Here is a 26,123-nt window from a genome sequence, read left to right on the forward strand (position 1 = left end):
CATGAGCGATCTGATCGAAACCCGGCTCGTCACCCTGGATGCGCATCTAGGTTCCACGAGTACCGACGTCATCCAGTACCTGGCCCAGCAGATCACGCAGGCCGGGCGAGCCGCCAGCGCTGCCGAATTGGCCGAGCATGCCTTGGCCCGCGAGGCGAAGACGGCCACCGGCGTGCCCGGCGGCATCGCGATTCCGCATTGCCGATCAGCAGCGGTCACCGTTCCCACCCTGGCCATGGCCCGGCTGGGCACCCCGGTGGACTTCGGTGCCAAGGACGGCCCGGCAGATCTGGTCTTCTTCATTGCCGCCCCGGAAGGCGCCGACAAGGAGCACCTGAAGCTGCTCTCCAAGCTGGCCCGCGCACTGGTGAAGAAACCCTTCACCGCGGCCCTGCGTGCAGCCAGGAGCAACGAGGAAATCGTCGCGTTGGTCTCCGAAGTACTCTCCGATGCCCCCGCCGCACCAGCTGCACCAGCAGCTGCACCCGCTGCCACGGCGCGGCCGAAGATCGTGGCCGTCACCGCCTGCCCGACCGGCATCGCCCACACCTACATGGCCGCCGATTCCCTGGCACAGGCCGCCGAAGAACTCGGCATTGACTTCGCTGTGGAAACCCAGGGGTCCTCGGGGTCCAAGCCGTTGGATCCGGCATTGATCACCCAGGCCGACGCGGTGATCTTTGCGGTGGACGTCGACGTGCGCGACCAATCGCGGTTCGCCGGCAAGCCAGTGATCCAGGTTCCAGTCAAGCGCGGTGTGGATGAACCCGAAAAGCTGCTCAAGGATGCCTTGGCCGCGGCCAAGGATCCGGCGGCCCGCAAGGTACCAGCCGGCAACGAAACGGCAAACGAGCGCTCCACGGATTCTGCTTCCGAGGGCTTCGGCGCTGGCCTGAAGCGCGCGCTGCTCACCGGTGTCTCCTACATGATCCCATTCGTCGCCGGTGGCGGCCTGCTGATCGCTCTGGGCTTCCTGCTCGGCGGCTACGCCATCACTGATGCAGCAGACCAGTACTTGACCGAAAATACGCTGTTCAATCTGCCGGAAGCTGGCTTGCTGGCCTACCTCGGCGCGGTGGCGTTCAAGATCGGTGGCCTGTCCATGGGCTTCCTGGTCCCGGCGCTGGGCGGTTACATCGCCTATGCCTACGCCGACCGTCCGGGCATCGCCCCGGGCTTCACCGCGGGTGCCGTGGCAGGCTTCATGGGAGCCGGGTTCATTGGCGGCATCGTCGGCGGCGTTATCGCCGGCCTGGCCTGCCGCTGGATCAATTCCTGGACCGTGCCACGCTGGCTGCGCGGCCTGATGCCAGTGGTCATCGTGCCGTTGCTCGGTTCCATCATCGCTTCGGGCCTGATGTTCCTGTTCCTTGGCGGGCCGATTGCCCAGCTCACCGAAGCCCTCAACGGCTGGCTGGCGGGCATGTCCGGCACCGCGGCGGCGATCCTCGGCCTGGTCCTGGGCCTGATGATGGCCATCGATTTGGGCGGGCCGATCAACAAGGTCGCTTATTCCTTCGCGGTAGCCGGCTTGGGCGCCGGTTCGGTGGCCGAGAACCCGGCCCCGCTGATGATCATGGCAGCCGTGATGGCTGCCGGCATGGTTCCGCCGCTGGCGATGGCCCTGGCCACCGCGGTGTCCCCGAAGCTGTTCACCGGGGCGGAACGCGAAAACGGCAAGGCGGCCTGGCTGCTGGGTGCCGCGTTCATCTCCGAAGGCGCCATCCCCTTCGCCGCGGCCGACCCGCTGCGCGTCATCCCGGCCTCCATGGTGGGTGCCGGGGTCACCGGCTCGCTGATCATGAGCTTCGATGTGCTCTCCCAGGCACCGCACGGCGGCATCTTCGTCTTCTTCGCGATGGACAGCACCTGGCCGATGTTCCTGGTGGCCACCGTGATCGGCACGCTGGTTTCCGCGGCGCTGGTGATCATCCTGAAGAAATATGTCCGCAAGGCCCCCGCACGGGCCGCTGAAGAGGCAAAGGCCGCAGCATGAGCCAGAAATTCACCGGAGTAGGCGTCAGCGCCGGACGGGTCATCGGATCCGTGCGCCGCATGCCCGACCCCATCCTCCCGCCCGCCGACGGCGCGCCCCTGCCAGCAGGTTCCAGCGCGGAAGCCGAATCCCTGCGCCTGGCCGAGGCCACGCAGGCGGTCGCCGCGCAGCTCAAGGAACGCGCGGCGCAGGCCACCGGCGATGCCCAAGCCGTGCTCAAGGCCACCGCGCTGATGGCCAGCGACCGCACGCTGCTCAAGTCGGCCACCAGGCTGGTGGCATCGGGCACCTGCGCCGAATCGGCCATCTGGGAGGCCGCCGACGCGGTCGCCACGCAGCTGTCGGCGCTCGGCGGCTACATGGCCGAACGCGCCGGGGATGTGCTCGATGTGCGCTCGCGCATCGTCGCCGAGCTGCGCGGCGTACCCGCCCCGGGCATCCCGGACTCGGACCAGCCCTTCATCCTCGCCGCGGTGGACCTGGCTCCGGCCGATACCGCGACGCTGGATCCGGCCAAGGTCCTGGCGCTGGTCACCTCCGATGGCGGGCCGCAATCGCATACCGCCATCATCGCGCGCTCGCTGGGCCTTCCGGCCATCGTGGCCGCTGCCGGCACCACAGCGCTGGCCGACGGGGACCATGTCTTCGTGGACGGCATCGACGGGCTGGTCATCACCGGTCCCGGCGAGGCCGAAGAGCACCTGGCCGCCACCTACGCCAACCGCGAGGCGCTGCCGGAGTTCTCCGGCACCGGGCAGCTGCGCGACGGGCACCGCGTGCCGCTATTGTCCAATGTCGGCAGCGGCGACGACGCGCAGCTGGCCGCCGCGGCGGGCGCCGAGGGCGTGGGCCTGCTGCGTACCGAGTTCTGCTTCCTGGGCAAGGACAAGGAGCCCTCCCATGACGAGCAGGTGGCAGCCTACGGTGCGGTCTTCGCCGCCTTCCCCGGCCGCAAGGTCGTGGTGCGCACCTTGGATGCGGGAGCGGACAAGCCGCTGCCCTTCCTGACCGATGCCAGCGAGCCGAATCCGGCCCTCGGCGTGCGCGGCTACCGCACCGACCTGTCCAGCCCGGGCGTGCTCGAACGCCAGCTGCAGGCCATCGCGCAAGCCGCCGGCGAGCACCAGGCCGAAATCTGGGTGATGGCGCCGATGATTTCCACTGCGTCCGAAGCGCAGGAATTCGCGCAGCTGGCCAAGGCCGCTGGCCTGGCCACCGCCGGGACCATGATCGAGGTCCCTTCGGCGGCGGTGCTGGCAGGCCAGATCCTGCAGCGCTGCGATTTCGTCTCCATCGGCACCAACGACTTGACCCAGTACACCATGGCCGCGGACCGCCAGCTCGGTGCCCTGGCCGAGCTCAACGACCCCTGGCAGCCGGCAGTGCTGCACCTGGTGGCCGCCACCGCCGCCGGTGCGCAGGCGGCCGGCGGCAAACCCGTCGGGGTGTGCGGCGAAGCGGCTGCCGACCCGGCGCTGGCCGTGGTGCTGGTGGGCCTGGGCGTGGACACCCTGTCCATGAACAAGCGGGCGTTGGCACCGGTTGCCGCGGTGCTGCGCACCGTAGACCTGCCCACTGCGCAGCGCCTGTCCCAGCTGGCCTTGGACGCCGAGTCGGCCGAGGCGGCACGCACTGCCGTGCGCGCGCAGCTGGGCGAGCTGGACCGATTCGGCCTCTAGGCCCCCCGAATTTACCGCAATCAACCGTTCAATAGATCCCGAAGGAGCCATCATGGCAGAACGTACAGCAATCATCGGCAGCCGCGTCGGCCTGCACGCCCGCCCGGCAGCCATCTTCGCCGAGGCCGCGGCCGAGGCGCCGGTCGAGGTCACCATCGCCCTTCAGGGCGAGCCCGTGGACGAGGCGCTGGACGCGTCCAGCATCCTCTCGCTGATGGGCCTGGGCGCGGAATACGGAACCACCGTAGTGCTGCGCGCCGAAGGCGAAGGAGCCGAAGCTGCCCTGGAGCAGTTGGCGGCCATCCTGGAAACCGACCACGACGCCGAGTAGCACGAAGCCGAGCTCCGGGGACCACGCGCCATCGCGTGGTCCCCGGAGTTCTTTAATTCCCATCCACTGATTGACAAAGCCCAATCAGTGGATGGATGATAGTTCCTACGCACTACCGCAGGAGCTTCCATGAGCGCGCTCAAAACCTCTGCACTGCGCCTCATCAAGCCGTTCGCCTACCGCGACTACGCCCTGCTGGCCAGCGCACTTGTCCTCTCCACCTTCGCCACCGGCATGTGGGCCGTGGCAATGGTCTACCAGGTGCGCCAGCTGGGCGGCGGGCCCATCCAGCTTTCTGCCGTGGCCACCGCCAGTGCCGCCGGGCTGCTCTGCTTCGTGCTGCTCGGCGGGATCATGGCGGACCGCCATTCCTGCCGGCGGATCGTGATGCTGGTCGAGGCGCTGTCGCTGGCAGTCATGGGCATCACCGCGGTGCTGGCCATGGCCGGTGCCCTGGAGCTGTGGCACCTGATGCTCGCCGGCTTCTGCGGCGGGGCCGGGTCGGCCTTCTTCTACCCCGCCTACTCCGCACTGCTGCCCAAGATGCTGCCCGCCGAGCAGCTGCTGGCCGCCAACGGATTGGAAGGGACAGCCCGGCCGGTGGTGCACACCGCCCTGGGCCCGATGGCCGCCGGATTCGTGGTGGCGGGACTCTCGCCGGCGCACGCCATCGTCGGCATCTGCGTAATCCACCTCGCGGCGCTGCTGATGCTGCGCCGGATCCCCAACCGCCAGGCGTACAACGCGCCAGGCCCCGTTGACGGCCAGGGACAGCCCGGGATGTTCCGGCAGCTGCGCGAAGGCATCGGCTATACGGTGCGCACCCGCTGGCTGCTGTGGACGCTGCTGTTCTCGGTCATTTCGGTGTTCACCTTCATCGGGCCCTTCGAGGTGCTGCTGCCCTTCATCGTCAGCGGCAACCTGCACGGGGACGCGAAACTGTTCAGCTTCGCACTGGCCTTCTTCGGCCTCGGTTCGGCGATCGGCTCGCTGCTGGTCGCGTCCGCGAAATTCCCGCGGCGCTAATTGAGCTTGATGACCGCCTGCTGGTGCCTGGGCACCTTGCCCCTGGCCCTGGTGGGCTACGTCGATGCCGCGTGGATGCTCTTCGCGATCCTGCTGGCCTTCGGCATCACCGACGCCGTGGGCATGGTCATCTGGGGCACCTTGCTCCAGCGCCGGGTTCCCGGACACCTGCTCGGGCGGATCTCCAGCCTGGATTTCTTCGTTTCGCTGGCGCTGATGCCGCTGTCCATGGCGGCGGCGGGACCTTTGACCCAGGTGCTCAGCTTGCAGGCGATATTCGTCATTGCCGGCCTCGCCTCGCCGCTGTTCGGAATCATCGCATGGTGGGCCGGGAAATTTGCCCGCGACGAAATAGCGCATCCGCTCTCGGACCCCGTTCCGGCGGAGCTGGACGGCGAGCGCAGTTGACCGGTTGCGACCAGCTGGCGCTGGGCCGGCACTGATCAAACTCCCAGCAGATTTTCGCGTGTAGTTCCCGGGCACGGACCGGGCATGACGGGAAGGTGGAAGGATGACTTCTCGATTGCCCGACATGGCGCACCTGGCCCTGTTGGCGCTGTTGGCGCTGGGCCCGGCATTCCTGGTTTCCTGTTCCCCTGCACCAGCGCCTGCTCCCGATGCGCAACCCACGGGCTCCGCGGCAAGCGAGCAGGTGGATTGCGCCGTGGCTCGATGCGTGGCGCTGACCTTCGATGACGGACCTGGCCAGTACACCGGGCGGCTGCTCGACGAGCTGAAGGCCGCGGATGCGCCAGCCACCTTCTTCATGGTCGGGAAGAACATTGCCAAATACCCCGACGCGGTCAAGCGCATGGCCGCCGAAGGCCACCAGCTGGGCAGCCATACCTGGGACCATGCGGATCTCACGACGCTGACCAGAGAACAGATCCAGCATGAGCTGGGATGGACCAGCGAAGCGGTAGAAAAGGCCTCCGGCCACGAGCCCACCGTCTTCCGCCCGCCCTATGGGAATCACGGTGCCGTCTATGACCGGCTGGTGCCCTACCCGTTGGTGCTGTGGGATGTTGACACCCTGGATTGGAAGCACCACGATCCGGAGAAAACGGTGCGCATCGCCATGGACGAAGTCCATCCGGGCTCCATCATCTTGATGCATGACATCCATGAGAGCTCAGTCAAGGCACTGCCGGATCTCGTGGAGAAGCTGAAGGCCGAGGGCTACACCCCGGTCACCGTGGACCAGCTATTCAATGGCCAGCTGGAGAATTCGACGGCCTATGCTTCGGCTCCTGCTCCCGGCGCGACGAAATAGTCTTGCGCCGCGCAGGTGCTCAGGGGGCCTGCTCTGCGTACAGCCGCAGCTGGTCCAGCTTGTCACCTTCGCTTTCGCGGATATTTGCCGCCAGCTCCTCGCACTGCTCCACCGTCAGATCCGGGTTGATGATTGCCACCTGCAGCACTACCTCGGTATGCCCCGCGTCGTCCTTCAGGTCGTAGCGGTAGGAGAGCCCATCGGGATTCTCCGAGGTGTGCAGGATCAGCAAGCGGTTCTCGATCAGGTCATGGACGCGATACACGCGTTCATGCCCTGCAACGCGGTAAACCAGATTGGTACCGACCTTGAGTTCAGGGTCGTCTGAATGCATGGAGCCGATCCCATGGATCCACAAGGGTGTTGCTGCCCAATCGGTAAGCAGCTCCCAGACACGGTGCACCGGCAGGTGAATGACCACGGTGCTCTCGAAAACGCTGAACTGGCTCATATCCGCATAGTGCCACCCTGGGCGGCCAAATGGAATAGCTTCATGGCTGTTGGCATGCAATCCGGTTTCCGGCCGCCCGCAGCAAAGGCCGGCACCCAGCGCGCGTACGCTGCTGGGTGCCGGCCCCTGGGCGGCAGAAGGCTTACCAGTCTTCTTCGTCGTCGCCATCCGCCTCGGAGATACCGAGTTCCGGCTCATTCTCGAGGTCGAAGTTGTACCAGGCCTCGGTGAAGTCAACCATCGCATCCAACGCGTCCTGCGCGTCGGAATCCAGGGCTTCCAGCGCCTCTGGGCTGTTGAGCACTGCGGTCACCGCGAGGAATGGGTGATTATCGAAGTAATCGGTGGGGGTGGCCTCCCCATTGAACGTCAAGTTCTCGCTCTGCGCGAAGAGGTCGACGTACTGAGCCACTGCCTCGGGCAGACGGCTCAGATTAATGCCAGTCAGGGACTCATTGTAGATTTCAGCAGTTGCGTCAGCCCACTGCTCAATGAGCTCTTCGCTCATCTGTGCCATCAGATTATCCACCTCGTGGTTGGGGTTCTAGTGCTCACGGGAATCGGTAGCAATTCATCTTATTTCTTCAGCGGGCGCGTGCCAAGACAGAAAGGCCCACGGCGTTGTGATCTTTTCCGCGTAGGTTCCTGCTCACTGGTTCGGGACGCCGAGGGACGGAATATCGGGCATGTCCGGCAGCGAAGGGATCGAGTATTCACGGGGCTGGGAATCCGGAGTTTCCACATCCTTGAGCTGATTCAGCAAGTCTTCGTCGAGGACGCTATCCTGGCTTGGATGACGGGGCTCCGGTGGCGAATCCAGCGAACCCTCCACTCCCGATATGAGCAGCCCCAGCGAAGCAGCTGCGGCAAGCAGTCCGGCGAACAGATGCACTCCGATGAAATACAGGCCGCCGATATTGCCGCGCAGCATGGCCCAGTTCCGGTTTTTGGCCGAGGAGCTGACAGCCAGCCCGTAGGCGAAGGCATTTTCCTTGAACCCCAGGCGGACTTGGGCTGCCAGCAAGGAGACTCCGGGTACCAGCAGTCCGGCGGCCACCGATCCGGCTGGCACGGCAGCGATCCTGCTTTCATTGGCCAAGCAAATCCCTAAGAGCACTAGCTGGATGAGCGCCAGGCACGCCCGCTTCCAGAAGCCAGCCGCGTGCAAGCCGCTGCACCGGATGAGGTACCGGCGTTGCTCGTGGCGGTCGGAGCCCTTTCTTGGCGGGCCAGCATTTTCTTGCAGGATCCACAGTGCTCCTAGCTGGCTTGCCAGCACACCGAGCAGCATCACGATGATGCCAGCCACCGGCAGGAAACAGCCCAGGACCGCTCCGCTCGTGCTCAGGAGCCAACCAATCCGGTAGGAGCGAATAGCTCGGGGCAGTTTGGGGAAGCGCGCATCAATGTCCTTGGCGTAGCCGGCGGGCAACGACCTGGCCGCCTTGCTGTACGCCTTCTTGTTCCACCATCCAAAGAGCCCGGCCACGATGGCAATGGCGGCAATCGCCAGCAGTGCCCCGGTTCCACCAGCCCGCTGCCCCAGGGCGGCGGCAACTGCCAGCACCGGAGTGAAAAGCCAGAACCGATTAGCGTAGGCAGTTTGCTTCGCAACGAAGGTTTCCGCGTAGTCCTGATGCAGGCCTTCGTTCATCGGATCCATGGATATCAATCCACGCAGCACATCGCCTTGTTCCCCGACGATTTTTTCGCCATTGCCGATACTTCCGGCTGCCCGCAACAGCCCCTGGTGATTGGGGTCGATCTGCAGCCCGGATTGGAGGAATCCGAGAGCCGCCAGGTTGTCATCTTGGGCTTCGGCAGCAATTGCCGCGCCCTGGTAGTAATCGGGGTTCCCCGGCTCCAGCCGAATCGCGTGCTCGATGGCTTGGCGGGCCAGCACCCTGTCATCGTTGCTCCGAATATCGCTGAGCGTGATCATGCTCAGCCAGTAGTGCCCGTTGCCGTATTCCGGTTCCGTTTCGATTACCTGCCGGATCGCCAGCAGCGCCTCCTCCCGTCGATGCTGGCGCATCAGGGCGATGGCCAGGCACTCCCCGGCCACCGGGTTGGCAGGATCCAGATTCAGCCCGGCTCTGGCAGCGGACTCCGCTTCGGCCCACTGCTTGAGGCTCAAATGGCATGACGAATAGAGGATCCAGAAGGCAGGGACCTGATGGTGCTCGTTGAGGTTATCCTTCAGCAAGGCAATCGCTTCGGTTTCACCTCCGATAGCCAGGTTGTGAGTGATCCGGTGATGCAGTCGCTCGAATTCCATGCGGTGTACTCCCCCGGTGCTTTCTAGAGCATGTTCTGCGAAACCAGATACTCGGATAAATCATCGTAGCGGCCATGCTGGTTGCTGAAGCGCACCACATTTCGCGCGGATTCCAGCCACGGCAAAGTCGACGCCTTGATTTCCGCCAGGGCAGTTCTGATATGGCCCATGTCCAAGGGGAGAACCTCGTTGCGCTCGATGGATTGCATCATTGCCTTCTCGGCGGCAGTGGTGCACACGTGCTCCAGGTCCGCGCCCGAGAATCCGTCGGTCTGTGCCGCAATCCATTCCAGGTCGATTCCGGCAATCGGGCGGTTCTTCAGGTGGTACCGCAAGATGGACTCACGTGCCGGCGCGTCCGGCGGAGTCACCAGCAGGGTCCGGTCCAACCGGCCTGGACGCAGCAGTGCTTCGTCCAGATCCCATGGGTGGTTGGTAGCCCCCAGAACGTAAAGGCCATCGTTGTTTCCCGCAAGCGAATCCATCTCGATCAGCAGCTGATTGACCATCTGGCGCATCCACGCGCCCGATCCAGTCAGCGAACCGCGGCGGATGCCGATGGCATCAATCTCATCGATGAAGAGAACCGTTGGAGCATTCTTGCGGGCCTGGTCGAAAATCGCCTTGAGCCGCTTTTCCGTTTCACCGATGTAGGAGTCAACCACATCGGTAATGGTGACAGACATGAAATTGGCTTTCAGCTCACCGGCCACCGCGCGAGCCAGGAAAGTCTTGCCGCATCCCGGTGGCCCATACAGCAGCAGCCCGCCGCGCAATGATTTGCCAAAGGCCTTGGCAATTGCGGCGTTGCGCATCGGTGCCAGGAAGGATTCGTGCAGGCGGTCCTTGACCGCCTGCAAGCCACCCACATCATCCAGGGTGACACCCTTTCCGGCCGGGTTCTCGATGGGAGCTTCCGGGGCATCGGACCCCGCATCTGAGCGCAGTGGGACCCGTCCTTCAATAAAGGGCGCCGGCAGCGAACTGCCGAGTTCCTTGGAACCCGCTTCCCAGTCGTAGCCTGGTGGCGTATCGTTCTGCTGGTTTCCAGCCGGCGCGGCATCCGCTGCGGGTTCGACGGGCGCCTGCGGGGCCATCGCTGCGGCCATCGACGCGCTGATCGTTCCAAGCCTTCCCAGCGCGGACGCGTTCCCCGGATCCTGCTGCAGCACGATGCTGACATGGGACAGCGCTTCGGCGGATCGACCGGCACCATCGAGCTGTTCAGCCAGGTGCAATCGCAGGGCATGGTCGTCCGGCGCTGCTTCTACGGCCCGGAGAAGGCTAGCAATAAGGGCATCGTTCATTCTAGGGCCGCTCCACGGTTGAAGGTCTCGGTCTGTTGCCTCTGCTGGTTAAAGCATCCAGCGGGTATCGCTAGAAACGATACCCGCTGGAATTATACGTCGCAGACCCGACTGTTCGCTGAGCGCACCCAGTGCCTAGTAGGCCTTGGCTCCCTGCTCTACCACCAAATGGATCAACGCGAATTTCTTGTTTTCGTCAATGGCCTTCAGCGCATTTTCCAGGGCAGCCGGGACATCTGAATCATTCTCGACGCGGACGCCGAACCCGCCGAAGGACTGCGCCATCAGCGCGAAGTCGGGGTTGGCCAACTGGGTTCCGGAAACCCGTTCCGGGTACTGGCGTTCCTGGTGGGTGCGGATGGTGCCGTACTGCTGGTTGTCCATGACGATCACCAGCGGGGTGGCGCCGTACTGGGCAGCGGTAGCCAGCTCCTGGCCATTCATCAAGAACTCGCCGTCACCTGCGATGGTCACCACGCGGCGCCCCGGGTAGTTCAGCGAAGCGGCGACGGCGGAAGGAATCGAGTAGCCCATGGAACCGTTGCGTGCCGAGAGCATCGAAGCGTAGCCGTTGGTTGGGAAGTAGCGGTGGGCCCAGTTGGTGTGCTCGCCAGCGCCGAAGGTCACCAGGGCGTCTTCGGGCAGGGATCCAACCAGATTAGCCATCATGGTCGCCATCCTCGCCTGGCCCGCGGAAGGCTGCGCTGGTGGAAGTTCGGCGAACTTCTCCTGCTCGCCGCGCATCCGGGAAGTCCACTCCTTCCAGGATTCCTTGACCGGCAAATCCATCAGCAGCAGGTCGCGAACGAAGACATCGGGCTTGGCGACAATCTGGTGCGATACCGGGCCGGAACGTCCGCGCAGCGACGGGTCGATGGTGACCAGGAAGTTCTTCTTGTCCCAGTTCTGGCGGACATTGAAGCCGTCGGTGATGACGTCGCCTGGAACCGTGCCGACGAAGATCAGCAGATCAGTCTCTTCCAGCAGGTCATAGGTCGGCTTGGGGCGGCCGTAGCCGATCGGGCCAACATAGGATGGCGAGTTGAAAGGCACGGTACCCTCGCAACGCCATTCGGCAGCGGCTGGCAGGTCGTGTTCCTCGAGCCAACGAGTGAAGTCCGCTGCGCCTTCGTGGGACCAGTCGTTGCCGCCGAAAATGAACAGCGGCTTATCCGCTTCCTGCAAGGCAGTATTCAGCGCCTTCCAGTCGGTCACGGTCATGCCGCCGGTAGCCACCGGGATTTCCGGATGGACTTCGGCGGAAACTTCGTTGCGGATGATGTCTTCTGGCAGGCCGACGACCACCGGGCCCGGGCGTCCGGACATGGCAGCGAACATGGCCTCGGCGACGACTTCGCTGGCGCGATCGGCGTGGTCCAGGATCATCACGCGCTTGGCGCCGGTGCCGAACCATGCCTTGGGATCGAATTCCTGGAAGGCTTCCTTTTCACGGTGCTCGAACGGGATCAGCCCCACGAATAGCACCAGCGGGGTCGAATCCTGCCATGCGGTATGCAGGCCGACGTGGGCGTTGGCAGCTCCCGGGCCACGGGTCACCATGGCAATGCCGGGGCGCTGGTGCATCTTGCCTTCGGCTTCGGCCATGTAGGTGGCTCCGCCTTCGTGGCGGCAGACCACGGTTTCGATTGGCGAGTTGTGCAGCCCATCAAGGACATCCAGGTAGCTTTCACCCGGCACCACGTAGGCGCGTTCCACGCCGTGCGCGGCAAGCGTGTCGACAATGACGTGTCCGGCCGACTTCTTTGTCAGGCCCTGACCATTTTCACTCATCTTCTAGGCGTCTTTCTGGTTTCGAGAAATCGTCTGACGCAACGGCGGAGAAAACGGCCCTGCTGGCCAATGATGCAACGCTGCGTCAACGTGAAACAGTACTAAACAAGCTGCGATTGCACACATCGCCGATCGAATGCTACGCATATGTGACACGATGCCGTATGTGAATCATATTTGAGTGCAAAATGTCTAGAAAGTTTCACTGAATGGAACGGTTTGCTTCGTCACATTGCGGCTGGCCAGAGCAGTGCGGTGGGCAATGTTCGCGATTTCCATTGATCGGCAGCGCCAGCGCTAGTAGCCTGTGATGCAACAAAAGTTTACTTAAGGTAAGCGCTGCTTTTATCCGGACATCGAGGTTCTCCATGGAATTCATCAACGGCGCGATTGTCGCCGCCTACCTGGCCGCAATGCTGGCCTTTGGCTGGTGGGGCAAATCCCGCACCAAGAACAGCAGCGACTATCTGGTGGCCGGCCGGCGCCTGGGCCCCTTCCTCTACACCGGAACCATGGCGGCGGTGGTGCTCGGCGGAGCCTCGACCGTGGGCGGCGTTGGCCTGGGCTACAAGCACGGGATCTCCGGCATGTGGCTCGTGGTGGCTATTGGCGCAGGCGTGATCCTGCTGTCGCTGGCTTTCGCCCCGACGCTGCAGAAGCTCAAGGTCTTCACCGTTTCGCAGATGCTGACCCTGCGCTACGGCAGCGCGGCGGCAACCAATACCTCCGGCATCGTCATGCTGGCCTACACGCTGATGCTCTGCGCCACCTCAACCAGCGCCTACGCCACCATTTTCGTGGTGCTCTTCGGCTGGGAGAAATGGCTGGCCATCGCCATCGGCGGCGCCATCGTAGTCATCTACTCCACTATCGGCGGCATGTGGTCCATCACCCTGGCCGACCAGGTGCAGTTCGTCATCAAGACCGTCGGCATCTTCGCCCTGATGCTGCCATTCTCCATGAATGCCGCAGGCGGCATGGATGGCATCCGCGAGCGCGTGGGGGCCGAATTCTTCAGCTTCACCGGCATGGGGCTGCAGTCGATCATCACCTACTTCGTGGTCTACACCTTGGGCTTGCTGATCGGCCAGGATATCTGGCAGCGCGTTTTCACCGCCAAAACCCCGAAGGTCGCCCGCTGGGGCGGGATGACCGCCGGCATCTACTGCATCTTCTACGGTGCTGCCGGCGCACTGATTGGCATGGCCGCGAAGGTGGCGCTGCCGAATATCGCGGGCGCGGCGGAGAACAAGGACGTGGTTTATGCCGAGGTCGCCACTCAGCTGCTGCCCGTTGCGGTGGGCGGATTGGTCATGGCCGCAGCCGTGGCCGCGATGATGTCCACCGCCTCCGGAGCGCTGATCGCCGCCGCAACCGTGGCCCGCACCGATGTCACCCCATTTGTCGCCAGCTGGTTCGGCAAGCGCGTGGAAGTGAATACCGATGAGAACCCCGAGCATGACGTGCGCGCGAACCGCATCTGGGTGATGGCGCTGGGCGTCGTCACGGTCACCTTGGCGATCCTGGTGGACGACGTGGTCGCAGCACTGACCATTGCCTACGACATCCTGGTGGGCGGATTGCTGGTGGCAATCATCGGCGGCCTGCTGTGGAAGCGCGGCAATGGCGCTGGGGCCACAGCCTCCATGGCGGCAGGATCAATAGCTACTTTGGGCACGATGATCATCTTGGAGATCCAGGCTGAGAACAAGTTCGACGGCGTCTACGCCAATAACCCGATCTACTACGGTCTGATCGCTTCGGCAGCAGCGTTCATTGCTGTTTCGCTGTTGACCAAGTCGACGGACCGACAGGTGATTGAGCACTGGAACCTGCGCGTTGCGGGCAAGATCCAGGACGCTCCGGTCAATGCCACGGCACAAGAGCCTACGCTCTAGTCCGCCAAGAATACCGAGTGGAGCATATAAGATTCGAGCCCTGTGCCCAGCGGTGAAAACCGCTGGGCACAGTACTCGTTTTCTGTTCGACATCCAGCGCCCCAGAATAGGCTGCGCAGGAATCCAAGCGGAACATGAAATTATGAGTTCACAATTCAGCAGGACGCGTCTTTGCCGCACGGGAACTTAGAAACGGCAGTATTGCAGCGTTGGCATCTCGGCTTCTTTATCGCTCCCGCCGACTTGAAACCCTTTATTTCTGATCTGTCGTTGATGCTCATATTTTCATCACCCGAAATAGATGGTGTGGCAGCTGACCCAGGCCGATCATGATGATTGCCAGCACCACCAGCACGACCAGCTTGCTGGTGGTGCTGGCCTTTTAGCACCTTAGCGGTAATGCGCAGTTTTTTGGTCTTTAGTGGCACACAGTGATTAAAGATCAAATTTCTGGGCATTAATGCTCACCATGCGCTAATGCACAAGATTCTGCTCATTAAAGCCACCGACCTACTAAAGCGCAAAAATCAGTACATTATGATGTCATCGGGGTTAATTCACGATAAAATGGGCTTTAAGAGAAAGGCGGGCGCATGCGAAACGACCCCAAAGCCATAGGAAGCACCTTGCGCAAACAGCGCATCGACCTCGGACTGAGCCAAGAGGACGTCGCCGACCAGCTCGGCATCTCCCGCAACACCATCAGCGCGATCGAAAACGGCAAGCTCGGCAACGCCAACATCCTGCTCGAAATCATGTCCATCCTCGGCCTGGATCTGCTCATCGCCCCGCGCCACTCCGGCGAGACCAACGCCATCCGCAACAGCATGGCCCACAACGCCCGCAGCATCCACCACCGAGTCAAGAGGAGCTGACGTGGCGGACCCACAGCTGGCACTATGGTTCGATGGAGTGCACACGGCCACCATCACCGATCACGGCTTCGGCACCATTTCCCTGCAGTACACCCCCGAAGCTCAAAACAGCAGCGCACTGCTGTCCACCAAGCTGCCCATCCGGGAAGAACCCTACCCCTGGGTCGAATGCGTCCACTTCCTGGACGGCCTGCTGCCAGAAGACGACATCCGCAAAATGCTCGCCGACAAGGCGAGAATCGCTCACGTGGACACCTTCATGATGCTCGGCGCCTACGGTAAGGACTGCGCCGGCGCCGTCCAAGTGCTCCCCCTGGGCGAAGAACCCAACAACGAACCGCACAATATCCGCTGGACCACCGCCGAGGAACTGGCCAAAGCCATCACCAACCTGCCCACAGCACCCCTGGGCATCGGCATCGACAGCTCCATCCGGGTGAGCCTGGGAGGACTCCAAGGCAAGCTGCTCGTAGTCCGCGACGGACCCCGCATCGGCATGCCCCTGGACGGCAGCCCCACCACCCACATCCTCAAACCCGCGCGGCTGAACGAAGACGGCACCGAACAATGGCCGTCCATCGCCGAGCTGGAACTGTTCGGCCTGAGGCTGGTCGAAGCCTCCGTGCGCCTGAGCCGCTCCAAACGCCAAATCGCCGCCGCCGCCGAAGTCATCACCGTCCAAGGCCGCAAAGCAATCCTGGTTGAACGCTACGACCGCGACGCCCAATCCGAACCTGTGCGGCGCATCCACCAGGAGGACTTCTGCCAAGCGCTCGGCATGAAGCAGAAGTACCAGAAACCCGCAGAGAAATCCCCCACGCTGAAGCTAATCGCCCAGGTCCTCACCGACAACGCTTCAAATCCTCCGCGAGAGCGCGAACTCCTGCTCAAATACCTGACCGTGAACTTGGCCTTGGGGAACTGCGACATGCACGCCCGGAACATCGGGCTGACCATCGACCGCGGAACCGTGCGACTGGCGCCGGCCTACGATGTGGTCCCCACCGCAGCATGGGAGCACGCCGACCGCGAGCTGTCCCTGCACGTAGGCGCCGGCGTGCACATCGACGAAGTCAACGGCAGGCACCTGATGGACGAAGTGTCCTCGTGGGGTATCCCAGCGAAAATTGCCGCCAGGCAGATCCGCGCCACTCTGGAAGCGATGCTGGATGCGCTCCCGGCGCTCATCGAGCAATCGCGCGCAGAAGGCTGGTTCACCCCCATGATCCTCGACGTTGCCGCTGACACCAGAAAACGGATCGACCGGCTCACCCCGCCAGGTACATAACAAGACACGGGGTTGTCCGTAGCTCCTCACTCACTTCTCGCACGGCCGCATCGATAGGAGGTCCGTCCGGCTCCGGCTTGCCACCCGGAAACATGAAAGATGCCGTGCCTCATTTGCGGCCTGTCAGAACCTGCCCGGCCTCATGCACGGCAATGCCCGCTGACAAGTAATCTGTTCCGGCATTCGAGTTTCTTCGTGATCCATCCACGTGCTGGTTGTGCATGTCCGAAGAAACCGCCATGCCCGCCATCCAGTCCGAGAATTTCATCTTGGGGTGCCTGAACCGCACTACCAGCATGTCTTAGGTTCTAGTGCACGAAAAAGAGCCGCCGCAGTTCATCAGCTGATGAACTGCGGCGGCTCCTTGGCTACAGGAACTAGTCCTGGATCAGATCGTGGCGCACGATGGTCTGATCGCGGTCCGGTCCCACGCCGATGGCGGAGATCCGGGTGCCGGAGATCTTCTCCAGGGCCAGGATGTAGTTCCGGGCGTTCTCCGGAAGATCTTCCATGGTCTGTGCGCCCGAGATGTCCTCGGTCCAGCCCGGGAAGTACTCGAAGATCGGCTTCGCGTGGTGGAAGTCGGTCTGCGTCATCGGCATTTCGTCGTGGCGCACGCCGTCAACGTCATAGGCCACGCACACCGGGATCTGCTCGATGTTGGTGAGCACGTCCAGCTTGGTCACGAAGTAGTCGGTGAAGCCGTTCACGCGCGAGGCGTGGCGGGCCAGCACGGCGTCGTACCAACCGCAACGACGCGGGCGGCCGGTGTTCACGCCGAACTCGCCACCGGTCTTCTGCAGGTAGAGGCCCATGTCGTCGAACAGCTCGGTCGGGAACGGACCGGCACCCACGCGGGTGGTGTAGGCCTTGATGATGCCGATCGAACGGGTGATGCGGGTCGGGCCGATGCCCGAGCCGACCGATGCGCCGCCGGCGGTCGGGTTCGAGGAGGTCACGAACGGGTAGGTGCCGTGGTCCACGTCCAGGAAGGTGGCCTGGCCGCCTTCCATCAGCACGACCTTGTCCTCGTCCAGCGCCTTGTTCAACTCGTAGGTGGAGTCGATGACCAGCGGGCGCAGGCGCTCGGCGTAGGACAGGAAGTACGAGACGATTTCCTCGACCTCGACGCTGCGGCGGTTGTAGATCTTGACCAGCAGCTCGTTCTTCTGGCGCAGTGCGCCTTCGACCTTCTGGCGCAGGATCGATTCGTCGAAGACGTCCTGCACGCGGATGCCCAGGCGTCCGACCTTGTCCATGTAGGCGGGGCCGATGCCGCGGCCGGTGGTGCCGATGGCCCGCTTGCCCAGGAAGCGTTCGGTGACCTTGTCCATGGTCTGGTGGTACGGGGCCACCAGGTGGGCGTTGGCCGAAACGCGCAGCTTCGAGGTGTCGGCGCCGCGCGATTCCAGGCCGTCGATTTCTTCGAAGAGGGCTTCAAGGTTCACCACGCAGCCATTGCCGATAATCGGAGTGGCGTTCGGGGAAAGGATGCCGGCAGGAAGGAGCTTGAGCTCGTACTTCTCGCCGCCTACGACCACGGTGTGCCCGGCGTTGTTGCCGCCGTTTGGCTTCACTACATAGTCGACCTTGCCACCGAGCAGGTCGGTAGCCTTTCCTTTGCCTTCATCGCCCCATTGGGCTCCGACGATCACGATTGCTGGCATGGGATCCTCCCCCTTGCTTAAAGCAGCGGTTGCGGCGTGCTTAGCGCCGTCCCGGCACGGTGCCGGACAAAAAATATGCCCCTGTCCTGCTCACTGAAACCCGAAGGTCCGTTGCAAGAGTTAGGGGCTCTTACGACCAAAGTTTACCGAAACGATTAGCGAATCTCGAGTTGCACGTCACGATGTCGCCCACGCAGGCCATAAGCGACAACCAGAAAAGCTATTCCCGCGAAGAGCACGGCAATGGAAACAACGTACAGGGCAATGACGGGGTATCCCTGATCCGGGTCGAGGAACGGGTAAGGAACCCATCCATCGGACGCTCCGCGAATCAGCACTACCCCGGTCCAGAGCAACGGGTAAATCAGCAATAGCGGCACCGCCCGGTAGGACAGGGAAGTACGGTCCCTGGCCAAGAGCCAATCGGCCAGAACCAGCAGGGGACCGAGAATATGCATTACCCAATTCGCCCAAGGAAGCGGAACCCCGCCTGCGGCCCCTAAGGGTGCCAGCAGCGTGAGGTAGATCAGCCCGACCACGACCATGCACACGCTCGCCATGGCACGCAGGCCCACAACCCAGCGGGGCATCGAAGCACCCTTGGCTAGGCCCATCAGTCCTGCGATAAGCCCGACCAGAACCACCACCAGATTCGACTGGATGGTGAAGTAGCCAAAGAAATTCAGTGGCTGCACCGGGCCCCGTGAGGCAGTGTCGGCGTAGGTCGCCACGATAGCGCCCAGGGTGGCCAGCGCCCACAGTATCCGAGCCAGGTTGAGGAAGCGCAAGGCGGTTTGACGGGTCTTCACCCTGGAAGACTATAGCCAGCTGCTGCCTCATCCAAGGATTCATGCGTAGCTGCTCGGAGATTCCGGAACTTTGCCGGCCGTCAAAACCGCCCGGGAGAACTCTCGCGATGCAACAATTATTCCAAAACCAGCCAAGGGCTTGACCCTGACACAGTGTGAGGGCGGAGAACTGAAGCATGCTATCCATCGGGGCGTTTGCGCAGATCGGCCAGGTTACCCACCGCATGCTGCGGCACTGGGATACCGCCGGGGTGCTCAAGCCCGCCCACGTAGACCCGTGCAGCGGCTACCGTTCCTACGACCCTTCCCAGCTCCAGCGCTTGCATCAGATCGTGGCCTTGCGCGAGCTGGGTTTCGGCCTGGAAGAGGTTTCCCTGATCCTGGATCAGGGAGCCACCGCGGAAAAGATTGCTGAGCACTTGCAGAATCGTGCCGCGCAGGTCGAGGCCGAACACCGGCTGGCCACGCAGCGGCTGCAGGATGTGCAACGGCGCCTGCGCCTGATCTCAAAGGAGAATCTCATGTCACGCATTGAAATCATCCACAAGCCACTGCCCGCAGTGCGCTTGGCCGCAGGCCGCTTCACGGTGTCCGAGCAACCTGAAATCGCTGGTCGCATCGGCCCGCTCTTCGACAGAATCGCGCAGTCCATTCAGGGCCAGAGCCTTGCCACGCCCATTGCGCAATACAACGGAACTGAGGATGGAGTAGAGGTCATTGCCGGATACGCCACTAACGCTCCCAACCTCGCCGATGTCGAAATCATCGAGCTCCCCGCGGTGCCCGAAGCCATCTGCGGAGTGCACCTCGGCTCCATGGACACCATCCATGAAAGCTGGCAGGCCGTGCACGAAGAAGTCCTAGCCCGCGGTTTGGTTCCGACCGGTCCGTGCCGCGAAGTCTACGTGCGTGCCATCTCCGAAGACCAAGGTGATTGGGTGACCGAACTGCAGCAGCCGGTAGGCGTTTCTCAACCCACCAGCTGATGCGGGGCCTCCAACAGGTCCCCCGCCACGCTGCGCGCGGCACCGACCAGCGCACCTGTTTGGCCCAGCGGCGAGCACAGCAGTCGAGCCTGGCCGGCGATGCTCGGCGCGTGCATCTGGAGGCTGGCTTCCATGGCAGGACGTAGCCACTGTTCCAGGGCGGCAAAGTGCCCGCCAAAGACTACCGTGGAAACGTCATACAGGCGCATGGCCGAGGCCACCGCAATTCCCAAGGATTTTCCGGCCTCGGCTACCGCGCTCAGCGCGGGTTCGGTTCCGGTTTCCAGCGCTTGGAATAGCTGGTGGATCCGCCGTTGGCGCGAGGCGCTATCGACCATCGCCCCTAGATCAGCGGCAGCCAGGATCGCTTCCTGCCCGGCAATGGTTTCCAAGCATCCACGACCGCCGCAGCTGCAGGCCCTGCCCTCGGGGGCAATCACCACATGCCCGAGTTCACCGGCGTGTCCCTGGGGACCGGCAAAAAGTTCAGCGTCGATTATCAATCCGCCACCGATGCCCACTTCCCCGGAGACAAACAGGAAGTCGCGTTCTTGGACGTCCATCAACTGCTGCTGGGCCAGCGCTGAGGCGTTGGCTTCGTTAAAGAGCCTGAAGCGGGTTTTGGCGTCGGGCAGCAATGCTGCGACATCCAGGTCTTGCCGCTCCCAGCCGAGGTTAGGGGCCTGCAGGACGGTGTACCGCTCCTCGTTGACCAAACCAGGAACAGCCAACCCGCCGCCGAGAATCATTAGCCCTTGGGCCCGGGCGGCAGCTTGGAGCCTTTGACTCAGCTCTCCCAGCGCAGCGAGCACTTCGCTGGCTGTTGAGCTGTGGTTGGCACTGGGCAGGATTTCGTGTGCCAGCAGTTTGCCGCTGAGGTCCACCAGCCCGGCGGCTATGTAGTCAACGTTGATTTCCATGCCCATGACACAGCGTGCGGGGTTCAGGATGAGCCCCACCGAGGGCCGCCCGCGTTCCCCGTCGCGGTGCACGCCAATTTCGATAACTAGTCCGGCCGCCAGCAAATCGGCGACCAGGCTGGAGACCGAGGCCTTGGTGAGCTGGCTGAGTTGGGCGATATCGGCGCGTGATAACCGCTGGTCTTCCCCTGCGCCTGCGATCACCGATAGGACCCTGGCCAGGTTGGCTTTGCGCACGTCTCCGACGTTACCCGGGGCCGAAGAGCTTGCGGCACGGGCGCTAGACGCTGGTTGGCGCATGCCTTCTCCTTGAGAATTTTTTGGGACGAATCGTTCACTGCTCGCTATTGACTCTAGCGCATCACCACCCATATAGTTCAGGACATAAACTAAATGGCATCAGCCAACCTCCGATCCAAGGATGCATCCCATGACTCTTCAGCCAACCCCCGCCGACCGCTTCACTTTTGGACTGTGGACCGTGGGATGGACCGGTGCCGACCCATTCGGTGTCGCCACCCGCAAGAACCTGGATCCGGTGGAAGCTGTCCACAAGCTGGCCGAGCTCGGCGCCTACGGCATCACCTTCCACGACAACGACCTGATTCCTTTCGACGCCACCGCTTCGCAGCGCGAGCAGATCCTGGCCGGCTTCCGCGCAGCACTGGAAGAAACCGGGCTAAAGGTCCCGATGGTGACCACCAACCTGTTCAGCCACCCGGTATTCAAGGATGGCGGCTTCACCTCCAACGACCGCTCGATCCGCCGCTTCGCGCTGGCCAAGGTCCTGCACAACATCGACCTGGCAGCCGAAATGGGCGCCGAAACCTTCGTCATGTGGGGCGGCCGCGAAGGCGCCGAATACGACGGCTCGAAGGACCTGGCCGCGGCACTTGACCGCATGGGCGAAGGCGTGGACACCGCAGCCGGCTACATCAAGGAAAAAGGCTACAACCTGCGCATCGCGCTGGAGCCGAAGCCGAATGAGCCACGCGGCGACATCTTCCTGCCAACCGTAGGCCACGGCCTGGCCTTCATCGAGAAGCTGGAACACGGGGACATTGTCGGATTGAACCCGGAGACCGGCCACGAGCAGATGGCTGGCCTGAACTTCACCCATGGCATCGCCCAGGCGCTGTGGGCAGGCAAGCTGTTCCACATCGACCTCAACGGCCAGCGCGGCATCAAGTACGACCAGGACCTGGTCTTCGGCCACGGCGATCTGACCAGCGCCTTCTTCACCGTCGACCTGCTGGAGAACGGCTTCCCGACCGGCGGACCGAAGTACGATGGCCCCCGCCACTTCGACTACAAGCCATCGCGCACCGACGGCTACGATGGCGTCTGGGACTCGGCCAAGGCCAACATGTCCATGTACCTGATGCTCAAGGAACGCGCACAGGCATTCCGCGCAGATCCAGAAGTACAGGAAGCCATGAAGCTTTCCGGTGTCTTCGAACTGGGCGAAACTACCCTGAACGCTGGCGAAACCGCAGCGCAGCTGATGAACGATGCGGCAAGCTTCGCCGACTTCGACGCCAACGCCGCGGCGCAGCGCAACTTCGCGTTCATCCGCCTGAACCAGCTGGCTATCGAGCACCTGCTCAACGCCCGCTAGACCGCTCACCCCCGCCCACCGCAGAAAGCAGCCGAAGAACAATGACGCTCGTTGCCGGCATAGATTCATCCACCCAGTCATGCAAGGTGGTCATCCGCGACGCCGCAACAGGCGCCCTGGTCCGCTCCGGCCGTGCCTCGCACCCCGATGGCACCGAAGTGGATCCGGAATCCTGGTTCAGCGCATTGCAGGAAGCGATCGCCCAGGCCGGGGGCCTGGACGACGTGGACGCCATCTCGGTGGGCGGGCAGCAGCATGGCATGGTGGTGCTCGACGCCAGCGGTGCGGTGATCCGCCCGGCACTGCTGTGGAACGACACCCGCAGCGCGCAGGCGGCCAGCCAGATCAACACCGAGGCAGGCCAGGGCGATGCCGCGGCGGGTGCCCGGTACTGGGCACAGCGCACCGGCACCGTCCCGGTCTCCTCGATCACGCTGACCAAGCTGCGCTGGCTGAGGGACAATGAGCCCCAGAACGCGGCCAAGGTCGCTGCCGTCTGCCTGCCGCACGACTGGCTGTCCTGGCGCCTGGCCGGCTACGGCCCGGGCTCCGGGGCAGCAGGGCTGGCCGCCCTGCGCACCGATCGTTCGGATGCCTCGGGCACCGGCTACTACCGTGCCGCCGAAAACGCCTATGACTACGAGGCGCTGGAGCAGCATCTGGGCCACGCCCCGATTCTGCCTACGGTCGCTGGCCCGCTGGAATCCATTGGCCGCACCACTTCCGGCGCACTGATCGGTGCCGGGGCGGGCGATAACGCCGCGGCCGGCTTGGGCGTAGGCGCCACGGTGGGCGACGTCGTCATGTCCCTGGGCACGTCCGGCACCGTCTTCGCGGTTACCGATTCCCCATCGGCAGATGCCTCCGGCCTGGTGGCAGGCTTCGCCGACGCCACCGGCAACTACCTGCCATTGGTATGCACCCTGAATGCCACCCGCATCTTCGATGCCACCGCCACCCTGCTGCAGGTCAGCCTCGAAGAATTCAATGACCTGGCACTATCCGCCGTCCCGGGTAGCGACGGGCTGGCCTTGCTGCCCTACTTCGACGGCGAGCGCACCCCGAACCTGCCAGAGGCCACCGGCTCGCTGCATGGCATCACCCGAGCCAACTACACCGCCGCGAATCTGGCCCGCAGCGCCGTGGAAGCGGTGGTTTGCTCGCTAGCCGACGGCCTGCGCGCACTGGAAGCCCAAGGGGTTGAAGCGCAGCGCATCATCCTTGTCGGAGGTGGCGCGCAGTCCCGCGCGGTCCAGCAGATCGCCGCCCAGATCCTGGGATTGCCAATTTTGATCCCGGCCCCGGGCGAATACGTCGCCGATGGCGCAGCCCGCCAGGCGGCCGGCGTACTGGCCGGGGAATTCCCCAATTGGGCCCAGGGCACTGCCCAAGTCCCAGCGATGGAACTGGCCCCGCAGATACTGGAACGCTATCGCGCACTGGTTTCCAGCCAGTGGCTCGACAAGTAAGGATTAGCCGTGGAACTGCGCAACAAGGAACTGAACTGGGCCGGAAATCTTGAATACCGGGCCGCGCAACTGCTGCATCCCGCCAGCCTCGAGCAGCTGCAGGAGTTTGTTCGCGCAGCCAAGGCCGTGAAGGTCCTGGGCTCCCGCCATTCCTTCAATGACATCGCCGATACCGGCGAAACCATGATCACCCTGGCCAAGATGCCGGAAGCCATCGAGATTGATGAGCTGGCCATGGCCGTGCGCGTCAGCGCCGGCACCACCTACGGCGCCCTGGCCGATGCACTGCAACGCGCCGGCTACGCCCTGCACAATCTCGCCTCCCTGCCGCATATCTCGGTTGCCGGCGCAGTATCCACCGGAACCCACGGTTCGGGCGAAACCCATGGCAACCTCGCCACCGCCGTGCGCGCAGTGGAACTGGTGCTGGCCGACGGCTCGCAACTGAGCGTGCAGCGCGGCGACGAGGATTTCAAAGGGATCGTGGTCGGCCTGGGCGCGCTGGGCGTGCTGGCCCACCTCACCTTGGATATCCTGCCGAGCTTCGAGGTGCAGCAGACCGTCTACCAGGATCTGTCCTGGGACAAGGTGCTCGACGGCTTCGACACCATCCAGGCTTCGGCCTACAGCGTCAGCCTGTTCACTGACTGGAGCGGCGAGCAGGTGGGCCAGACCTGGCTCAAGCGCCGCGTCGGCGATGCGCTGGTAGAGCATATTGACCAGGGCCGATTCGGAGGGTTCCCGGCGACCGCTGCGCTGCACCCGCTGCCCGGCGCCGATGGCGGGATCTGCAGCATCCAGTTGGGCCAGGCCGGTGCATGGTCGGATCGCTTGGCGCATTTCCGCATGGACTTCACCCCCAGTGCCGGCGATGAATTGCAGACCGAATACCTGATTCCGCGCGAGCACGCTGTCGAAGCGATCCAGGCTGTCCGCAGGCTCTCTCCCGCCATCACTCCCCTGCTACTGGTCTCGGAAGTGCGCACCATTGCCGCCGATGACCTGTGGCTCAGTGGAAACTACGGCCGTGACGGCATCGCCTTGCACTTCACGTGGAAGCCCCAGCAGGAGGCTGTCGAGGCGCTCCTTCCACGGATCGAGGAAGCGCTGGCACCTTTTGCGGCACGTCCGCATTGGGGCAAGCTCTTCGCAGCCACCGGCGCGCAGCTGGCCGGGCTGTATCCGAAGTTCAACGACTTCATTGCATTGGCGCAGCGCCTGGATCCGTCCGGCAAGTTCCGCAACGACTTCCTGGACCGCACGGTGTTTGGAGCCTGAGCGCGCACAGGCGTTGCGACTAGACTTGTCACCATGGCATTGACTCAGTTAACGGTCGTGGACACCGCGGTCGGCATCCTGCAACAGTTCGGGTTGGCTGATTTGTCGATGCGCCGATTGGCCAAGGAACTCGATGTCCAGGTCGGTGCGCTCTACTGGCATGTGAAGAACAAGCAGGAGCTGCTGGCGCAGGTTGCCGCCCAGCTGCTGAACACCCCTGCGCTGTCGGTGGATGCCGAGGACTACAATTCCCCATCCGAGGCAATCCTGCAGCTGGCGCGCAAGCTCTACCTCGCGTTGCTGCCGATCCAGGACAGCCCCGAGGTCATCGAAGTCGCCACCGCAATGCAGGCCACCGAGCTCCAGCCGGTGCTGCAGCTTCGCACCCTGCTGGAAGCAGCGGGGCTACCTGCCGAAAATGCCCGCCATGGCCAGCAGCTTTTGCTGAACCACGTGCTCGGCTCGGTTGCCTACCGCCAAAACCTCGTGCAGCTCGATGTCGACGCACCACTGGCTGATGGCTTCGACTGGGGCCTGCAGCGGGCCGTTGCCGGCCTCATCAGCTAACTCCTCGCGCCGGGACGTCCTCAACCAAACTTGCCAGATAGTCCTTCGCTTCCTGCACCGAGGCGGCAAGCAACCAGGCTGCTTTGCACTGGATCTCCAGGTACGCGAACTCGGCCAAGGCATATCAGCCACCCAACGCGCAATCACTGGCTTGCCGCACATCCGAGCGGCGGCGATCCGTTGCTGCGCGAAATCCTGGTACGGTTGGGCGTCCTGCGCGCCAGGTCGTGGAGCACTGCCATGGCAACAGCTCCGGCAGTACGCCCTTGCTCGATCGCATCATGCGTCAATTCCTTGTTCACGGCTCCCTCCTGGAACCGCTGGCATGTGCTTGCGGCCGGACGCAGGCCGTTCTTTCCGCCATGGGTTTTGCGCCTTCGAGGGATCCTGATGAGCCGGAGGCAAGGCCAGCGGGATGAATTTCCATTCTGCTCTTCGAGCTGGTCGTATCGTTCCCGCGCTTGTCCGATGCCGGGCATATGTTTCACTGTCCGGCACAGGAGCGCATCGATCGGTGCGCGCACGGTCTTGCCTATCGGCGCAACGCGGCACTCGACTGCTACCGGACTAGCCGCCACTGGGCAGACCGGCCGCTGGCTGCCGGTCCGAAAGGCTG

25 protein-coding genes are annotated in these 26,123 nt (G+C 63.5%); 14 read left to right on the plus strand and 11 right to left on the minus strand.

Features of this window, described 5'->3' with window-relative positions:
- The first annotated feature begins 1 nt into the window (after position 1).
- From AC1Z36_RS01425 to AC1Z36_RS01450, 6 genes are all read left to right on the plus strand, one after another.
- Positions 2-1,996, plus strand: coding sequence for a PTS fructose transporter subunit IIABC (locus tag AC1Z36_RS01425; protein WP_332503405.1), 1,995 nt, complete (start codon positions 2-4; stop codon positions 1,994-1,996).
- Positions 1,993-3,675, plus strand: coding sequence for a phosphoenolpyruvate--protein phosphotransferase (ptsP, locus tag AC1Z36_RS01430; protein WP_105662633.1), 1,683 nt, complete (start codon positions 1,993-1,995; stop codon positions 3,673-3,675). Before AC1Z36_RS01425 ends, ptsP begins: the two co-directional genes overlap by 4 nt.
- A gap of 52 nt (positions 3,676-3,727) precedes the next feature.
- A complete protein-coding gene (locus AC1Z36_RS01435; RefSeq protein ID WP_105657931.1) occupies positions 3,728-4,006 on the plus strand; it encodes an HPr family phosphocarrier protein in 279 nt (92 codons plus the stop codon).
- 129 nt (positions 4,007-4,135) lie between these two features.
- Positions 4,136-5,032: an MFS transporter gene (locus AC1Z36_RS01440; RefSeq protein ID WP_483561580.1), complete on the plus strand. Its 897-nt coding sequence runs from the start codon at positions 4,136-4,138 to the stop codon at positions 5,030-5,032.
- Entirely contained in the window at positions 5,033-5,440 is a 408-nt protein-coding gene (locus tag AC1Z36_RS01445) for a hypothetical protein (protein WP_483561581.1), read from the plus strand.
- Between the two features lie 103 nt (positions 5,441-5,543).
- Entirely contained in the window at positions 5,544-6,305 is a 762-nt protein-coding gene (locus AC1Z36_RS01450; protein WP_402741724.1) for a polysaccharide deacetylase family protein, read from the plus strand.
- A 19-nt stretch (positions 6,306-6,324) separates the two neighbouring features.
- Here the strand turns inward: AC1Z36_RS01450 and AC1Z36_RS01455 are convergent, their stop codons facing one another.
- From AC1Z36_RS01455 to AC1Z36_RS01475, 5 genes are all read right to left on the minus strand, one after another.
- Positions 6,325-6,756 (minus strand): SRPBCC family protein, encoded by a 432-nt coding sequence (locus AC1Z36_RS01455; protein WP_038991977.1) that lies wholly within the window; start codon positions 6,754-6,756, stop codon positions 6,325-6,327.
- Between the two features lie 142 nt (positions 6,757-6,898).
- Positions 6,899-7,273, minus strand: coding sequence for a hypothetical protein (locus AC1Z36_RS01460; protein WP_105657927.1), 375 nt, complete (start codon positions 7,271-7,273; stop codon positions 6,899-6,901).
- A 132-nt stretch (positions 7,274-7,405) separates the two neighbouring features.
- On the minus strand, positions 7,406-9,034 hold the full coding sequence (locus AC1Z36_RS01465; RefSeq protein ID WP_483561582.1) for a hypothetical protein: 1,629 nt from the start codon (positions 9,032-9,034) through the stop codon (positions 7,406-7,408).
- 23 nt (positions 9,035-9,057) lie between these two features.
- A complete protein-coding gene (locus AC1Z36_RS01470; RefSeq protein WP_105657925.1) occupies positions 9,058-10,341 on the minus strand; it encodes an AAA family ATPase in 1,284 nt (427 codons plus the stop codon).
- 135 nt (positions 10,342-10,476) lie between these two features.
- Positions 10,477-12,132, minus strand: a complete 1,656-nt coding sequence (locus tag AC1Z36_RS01475) for a thiamine pyrophosphate-dependent enzyme (protein WP_483561583.1) — start codon at positions 12,130-12,132, stop codon at positions 10,477-10,479.
- A 368-nt stretch (positions 12,133-12,500) separates the two neighbouring features.
- On the opposite strand from AC1Z36_RS01475, the gene AC1Z36_RS01480 reads away from it, so the two are divergent.
- The 3 genes from AC1Z36_RS01480 (at position 12,501) to AC1Z36_RS01490 (ending at position 16,193) form a co-directional block, all read left to right on the plus strand.
- Entirely contained in the window at positions 12,501-14,030 is a 1,530-nt protein-coding gene (locus tag AC1Z36_RS01480; RefSeq protein WP_483561584.1) for a sodium:solute symporter family protein, read from the plus strand.
- Positions 14,031-14,623: 593 nt separating this feature from the next.
- Positions 14,624-14,905: a helix-turn-helix domain-containing protein gene (locus AC1Z36_RS01485; RefSeq protein WP_133834948.1), complete on the plus strand. Its 282-nt coding sequence runs from the start codon at positions 14,624-14,626 to the stop codon at positions 14,903-14,905.
- Between the two features lies 1 nt (position 14,906).
- On the plus strand, positions 14,907-16,193 hold the full coding sequence (locus AC1Z36_RS01490) for a HipA domain-containing protein (RefSeq protein WP_133834949.1): 1,287 nt from the start codon (positions 14,907-14,909) through the stop codon (positions 16,191-16,193).
- Here AC1Z36_RS01490 and AC1Z36_RS01495 read toward each other — a convergent pair.
- The 4 genes from AC1Z36_RS01495 to AC1Z36_RS01510 form a co-directional block, all read right to left on the minus strand.
- Entirely contained in the window at positions 16,174-16,287 is a 114-nt protein-coding gene (locus AC1Z36_RS01495) for an NUDIX domain-containing protein (protein WP_286172329.1), read from the minus strand. The two genes, AC1Z36_RS01490 and AC1Z36_RS01495, sit on opposite strands and share 20 nt — an antisense overlap.
- A 15-nt stretch (positions 16,288-16,302) precedes the next feature.
- Positions 16,303-16,461, minus strand: coding sequence for a hypothetical protein (locus AC1Z36_RS01500; protein WP_402697469.1), 159 nt, complete (start codon positions 16,459-16,461; stop codon positions 16,303-16,305).
- Between the two features lie 109 nt (positions 16,462-16,570).
- Complete coding sequence (locus AC1Z36_RS01505) at positions 16,571-17,860, minus strand: adenylosuccinate synthase (protein WP_483561585.1); 1,290 nt, start codon at positions 17,858-17,860, stop codon at positions 16,571-16,573.
- 155 nt (positions 17,861-18,015) lie between these two features.
- Positions 18,016-18,669 carry a Pr6Pr family membrane protein gene (locus AC1Z36_RS01510; RefSeq protein ID WP_105657920.1) on the minus strand — a complete coding sequence of 218 codons (654 nt, stop codon included), beginning with the start codon at positions 18,667-18,669 and terminating at the stop codon, positions 18,016-18,018.
- A gap of 176 nt (positions 18,670-18,845) precedes the next feature.
- On the opposite strand from AC1Z36_RS01510, the gene AC1Z36_RS01515 reads away from it, so the two are divergent.
- Positions 18,846-19,655 carry a MerR family transcriptional regulator gene (locus AC1Z36_RS01515; RefSeq protein WP_105657919.1) on the plus strand — a complete coding sequence of 270 codons (810 nt, stop codon included), beginning with the start codon at positions 18,846-18,848 and terminating at the stop codon, positions 19,653-19,655.
- On the opposite strand, the gene AC1Z36_RS01520 is transcribed toward AC1Z36_RS01515, so the two are convergent.
- Positions 19,640-20,875, minus strand: coding sequence for an ROK family transcriptional regulator (locus tag AC1Z36_RS01520; RefSeq protein ID WP_332488375.1), 1,236 nt, complete (start codon positions 20,873-20,875; stop codon positions 19,640-19,642). The genes AC1Z36_RS01515 and AC1Z36_RS01520 overlap by 16 nt on opposite strands.
- A 130-nt stretch (positions 20,876-21,005) precedes the next feature.
- Here AC1Z36_RS01520 and xylA point away from each other — a divergent pair, with 130 nt between their 5' ends.
- From xylA to AC1Z36_RS01540, 4 genes are read left to right on the plus strand one after another with little or no spacing between them, the layout of a single operon-like run.
- Complete coding sequence (gene xylA, locus AC1Z36_RS01525) at positions 21,006-22,193, plus strand: xylose isomerase (protein ID WP_483561586.1); 1,188 nt, start codon at positions 21,006-21,008, stop codon at positions 22,191-22,193.
- Positions 22,194-22,234: 41 nt separating this feature from the next.
- A complete protein-coding gene (gene xylB / locus AC1Z36_RS01530; RefSeq protein WP_483561587.1) occupies positions 22,235-23,662 on the plus strand; it encodes a xylulokinase in 1,428 nt (475 codons plus the stop codon).
- A gap of 9 nt (positions 23,663-23,671) precedes the next feature.
- The gene (locus AC1Z36_RS01535) at positions 23,672-24,940 is read left to right on the plus strand and encodes an FAD-binding protein (RefSeq protein WP_483561588.1); all 1,269 of its coding nucleotides are present in this window, start codon (positions 23,672-23,674) and stop codon (positions 24,938-24,940) included.
- Positions 24,941-24,973: 33 nt separating this feature from the next.
- On the plus strand, positions 24,974-25,507 hold the full coding sequence (locus AC1Z36_RS01540; RefSeq protein WP_483561589.1) for a TetR/AcrR family transcriptional regulator: 534 nt from the start codon (positions 24,974-24,976) through the stop codon (positions 25,505-25,507).
- Between the two features lie 143 nt (positions 25,508-25,650).
- Here the strand turns inward: AC1Z36_RS01540 and AC1Z36_RS01545 are convergent, their stop codons facing one another.
- Positions 25,651-25,809, minus strand: a complete 159-nt coding sequence (locus tag AC1Z36_RS01545) for a hypothetical protein (RefSeq protein ID WP_332504263.1) — start codon at positions 25,807-25,809, stop codon at positions 25,651-25,653.
- Between the last annotated feature and the right edge of the window lie 314 nt (positions 25,810-26,123).

This window comes from Glutamicibacter sp. BS14 (genome assembly GCF_056934375.1).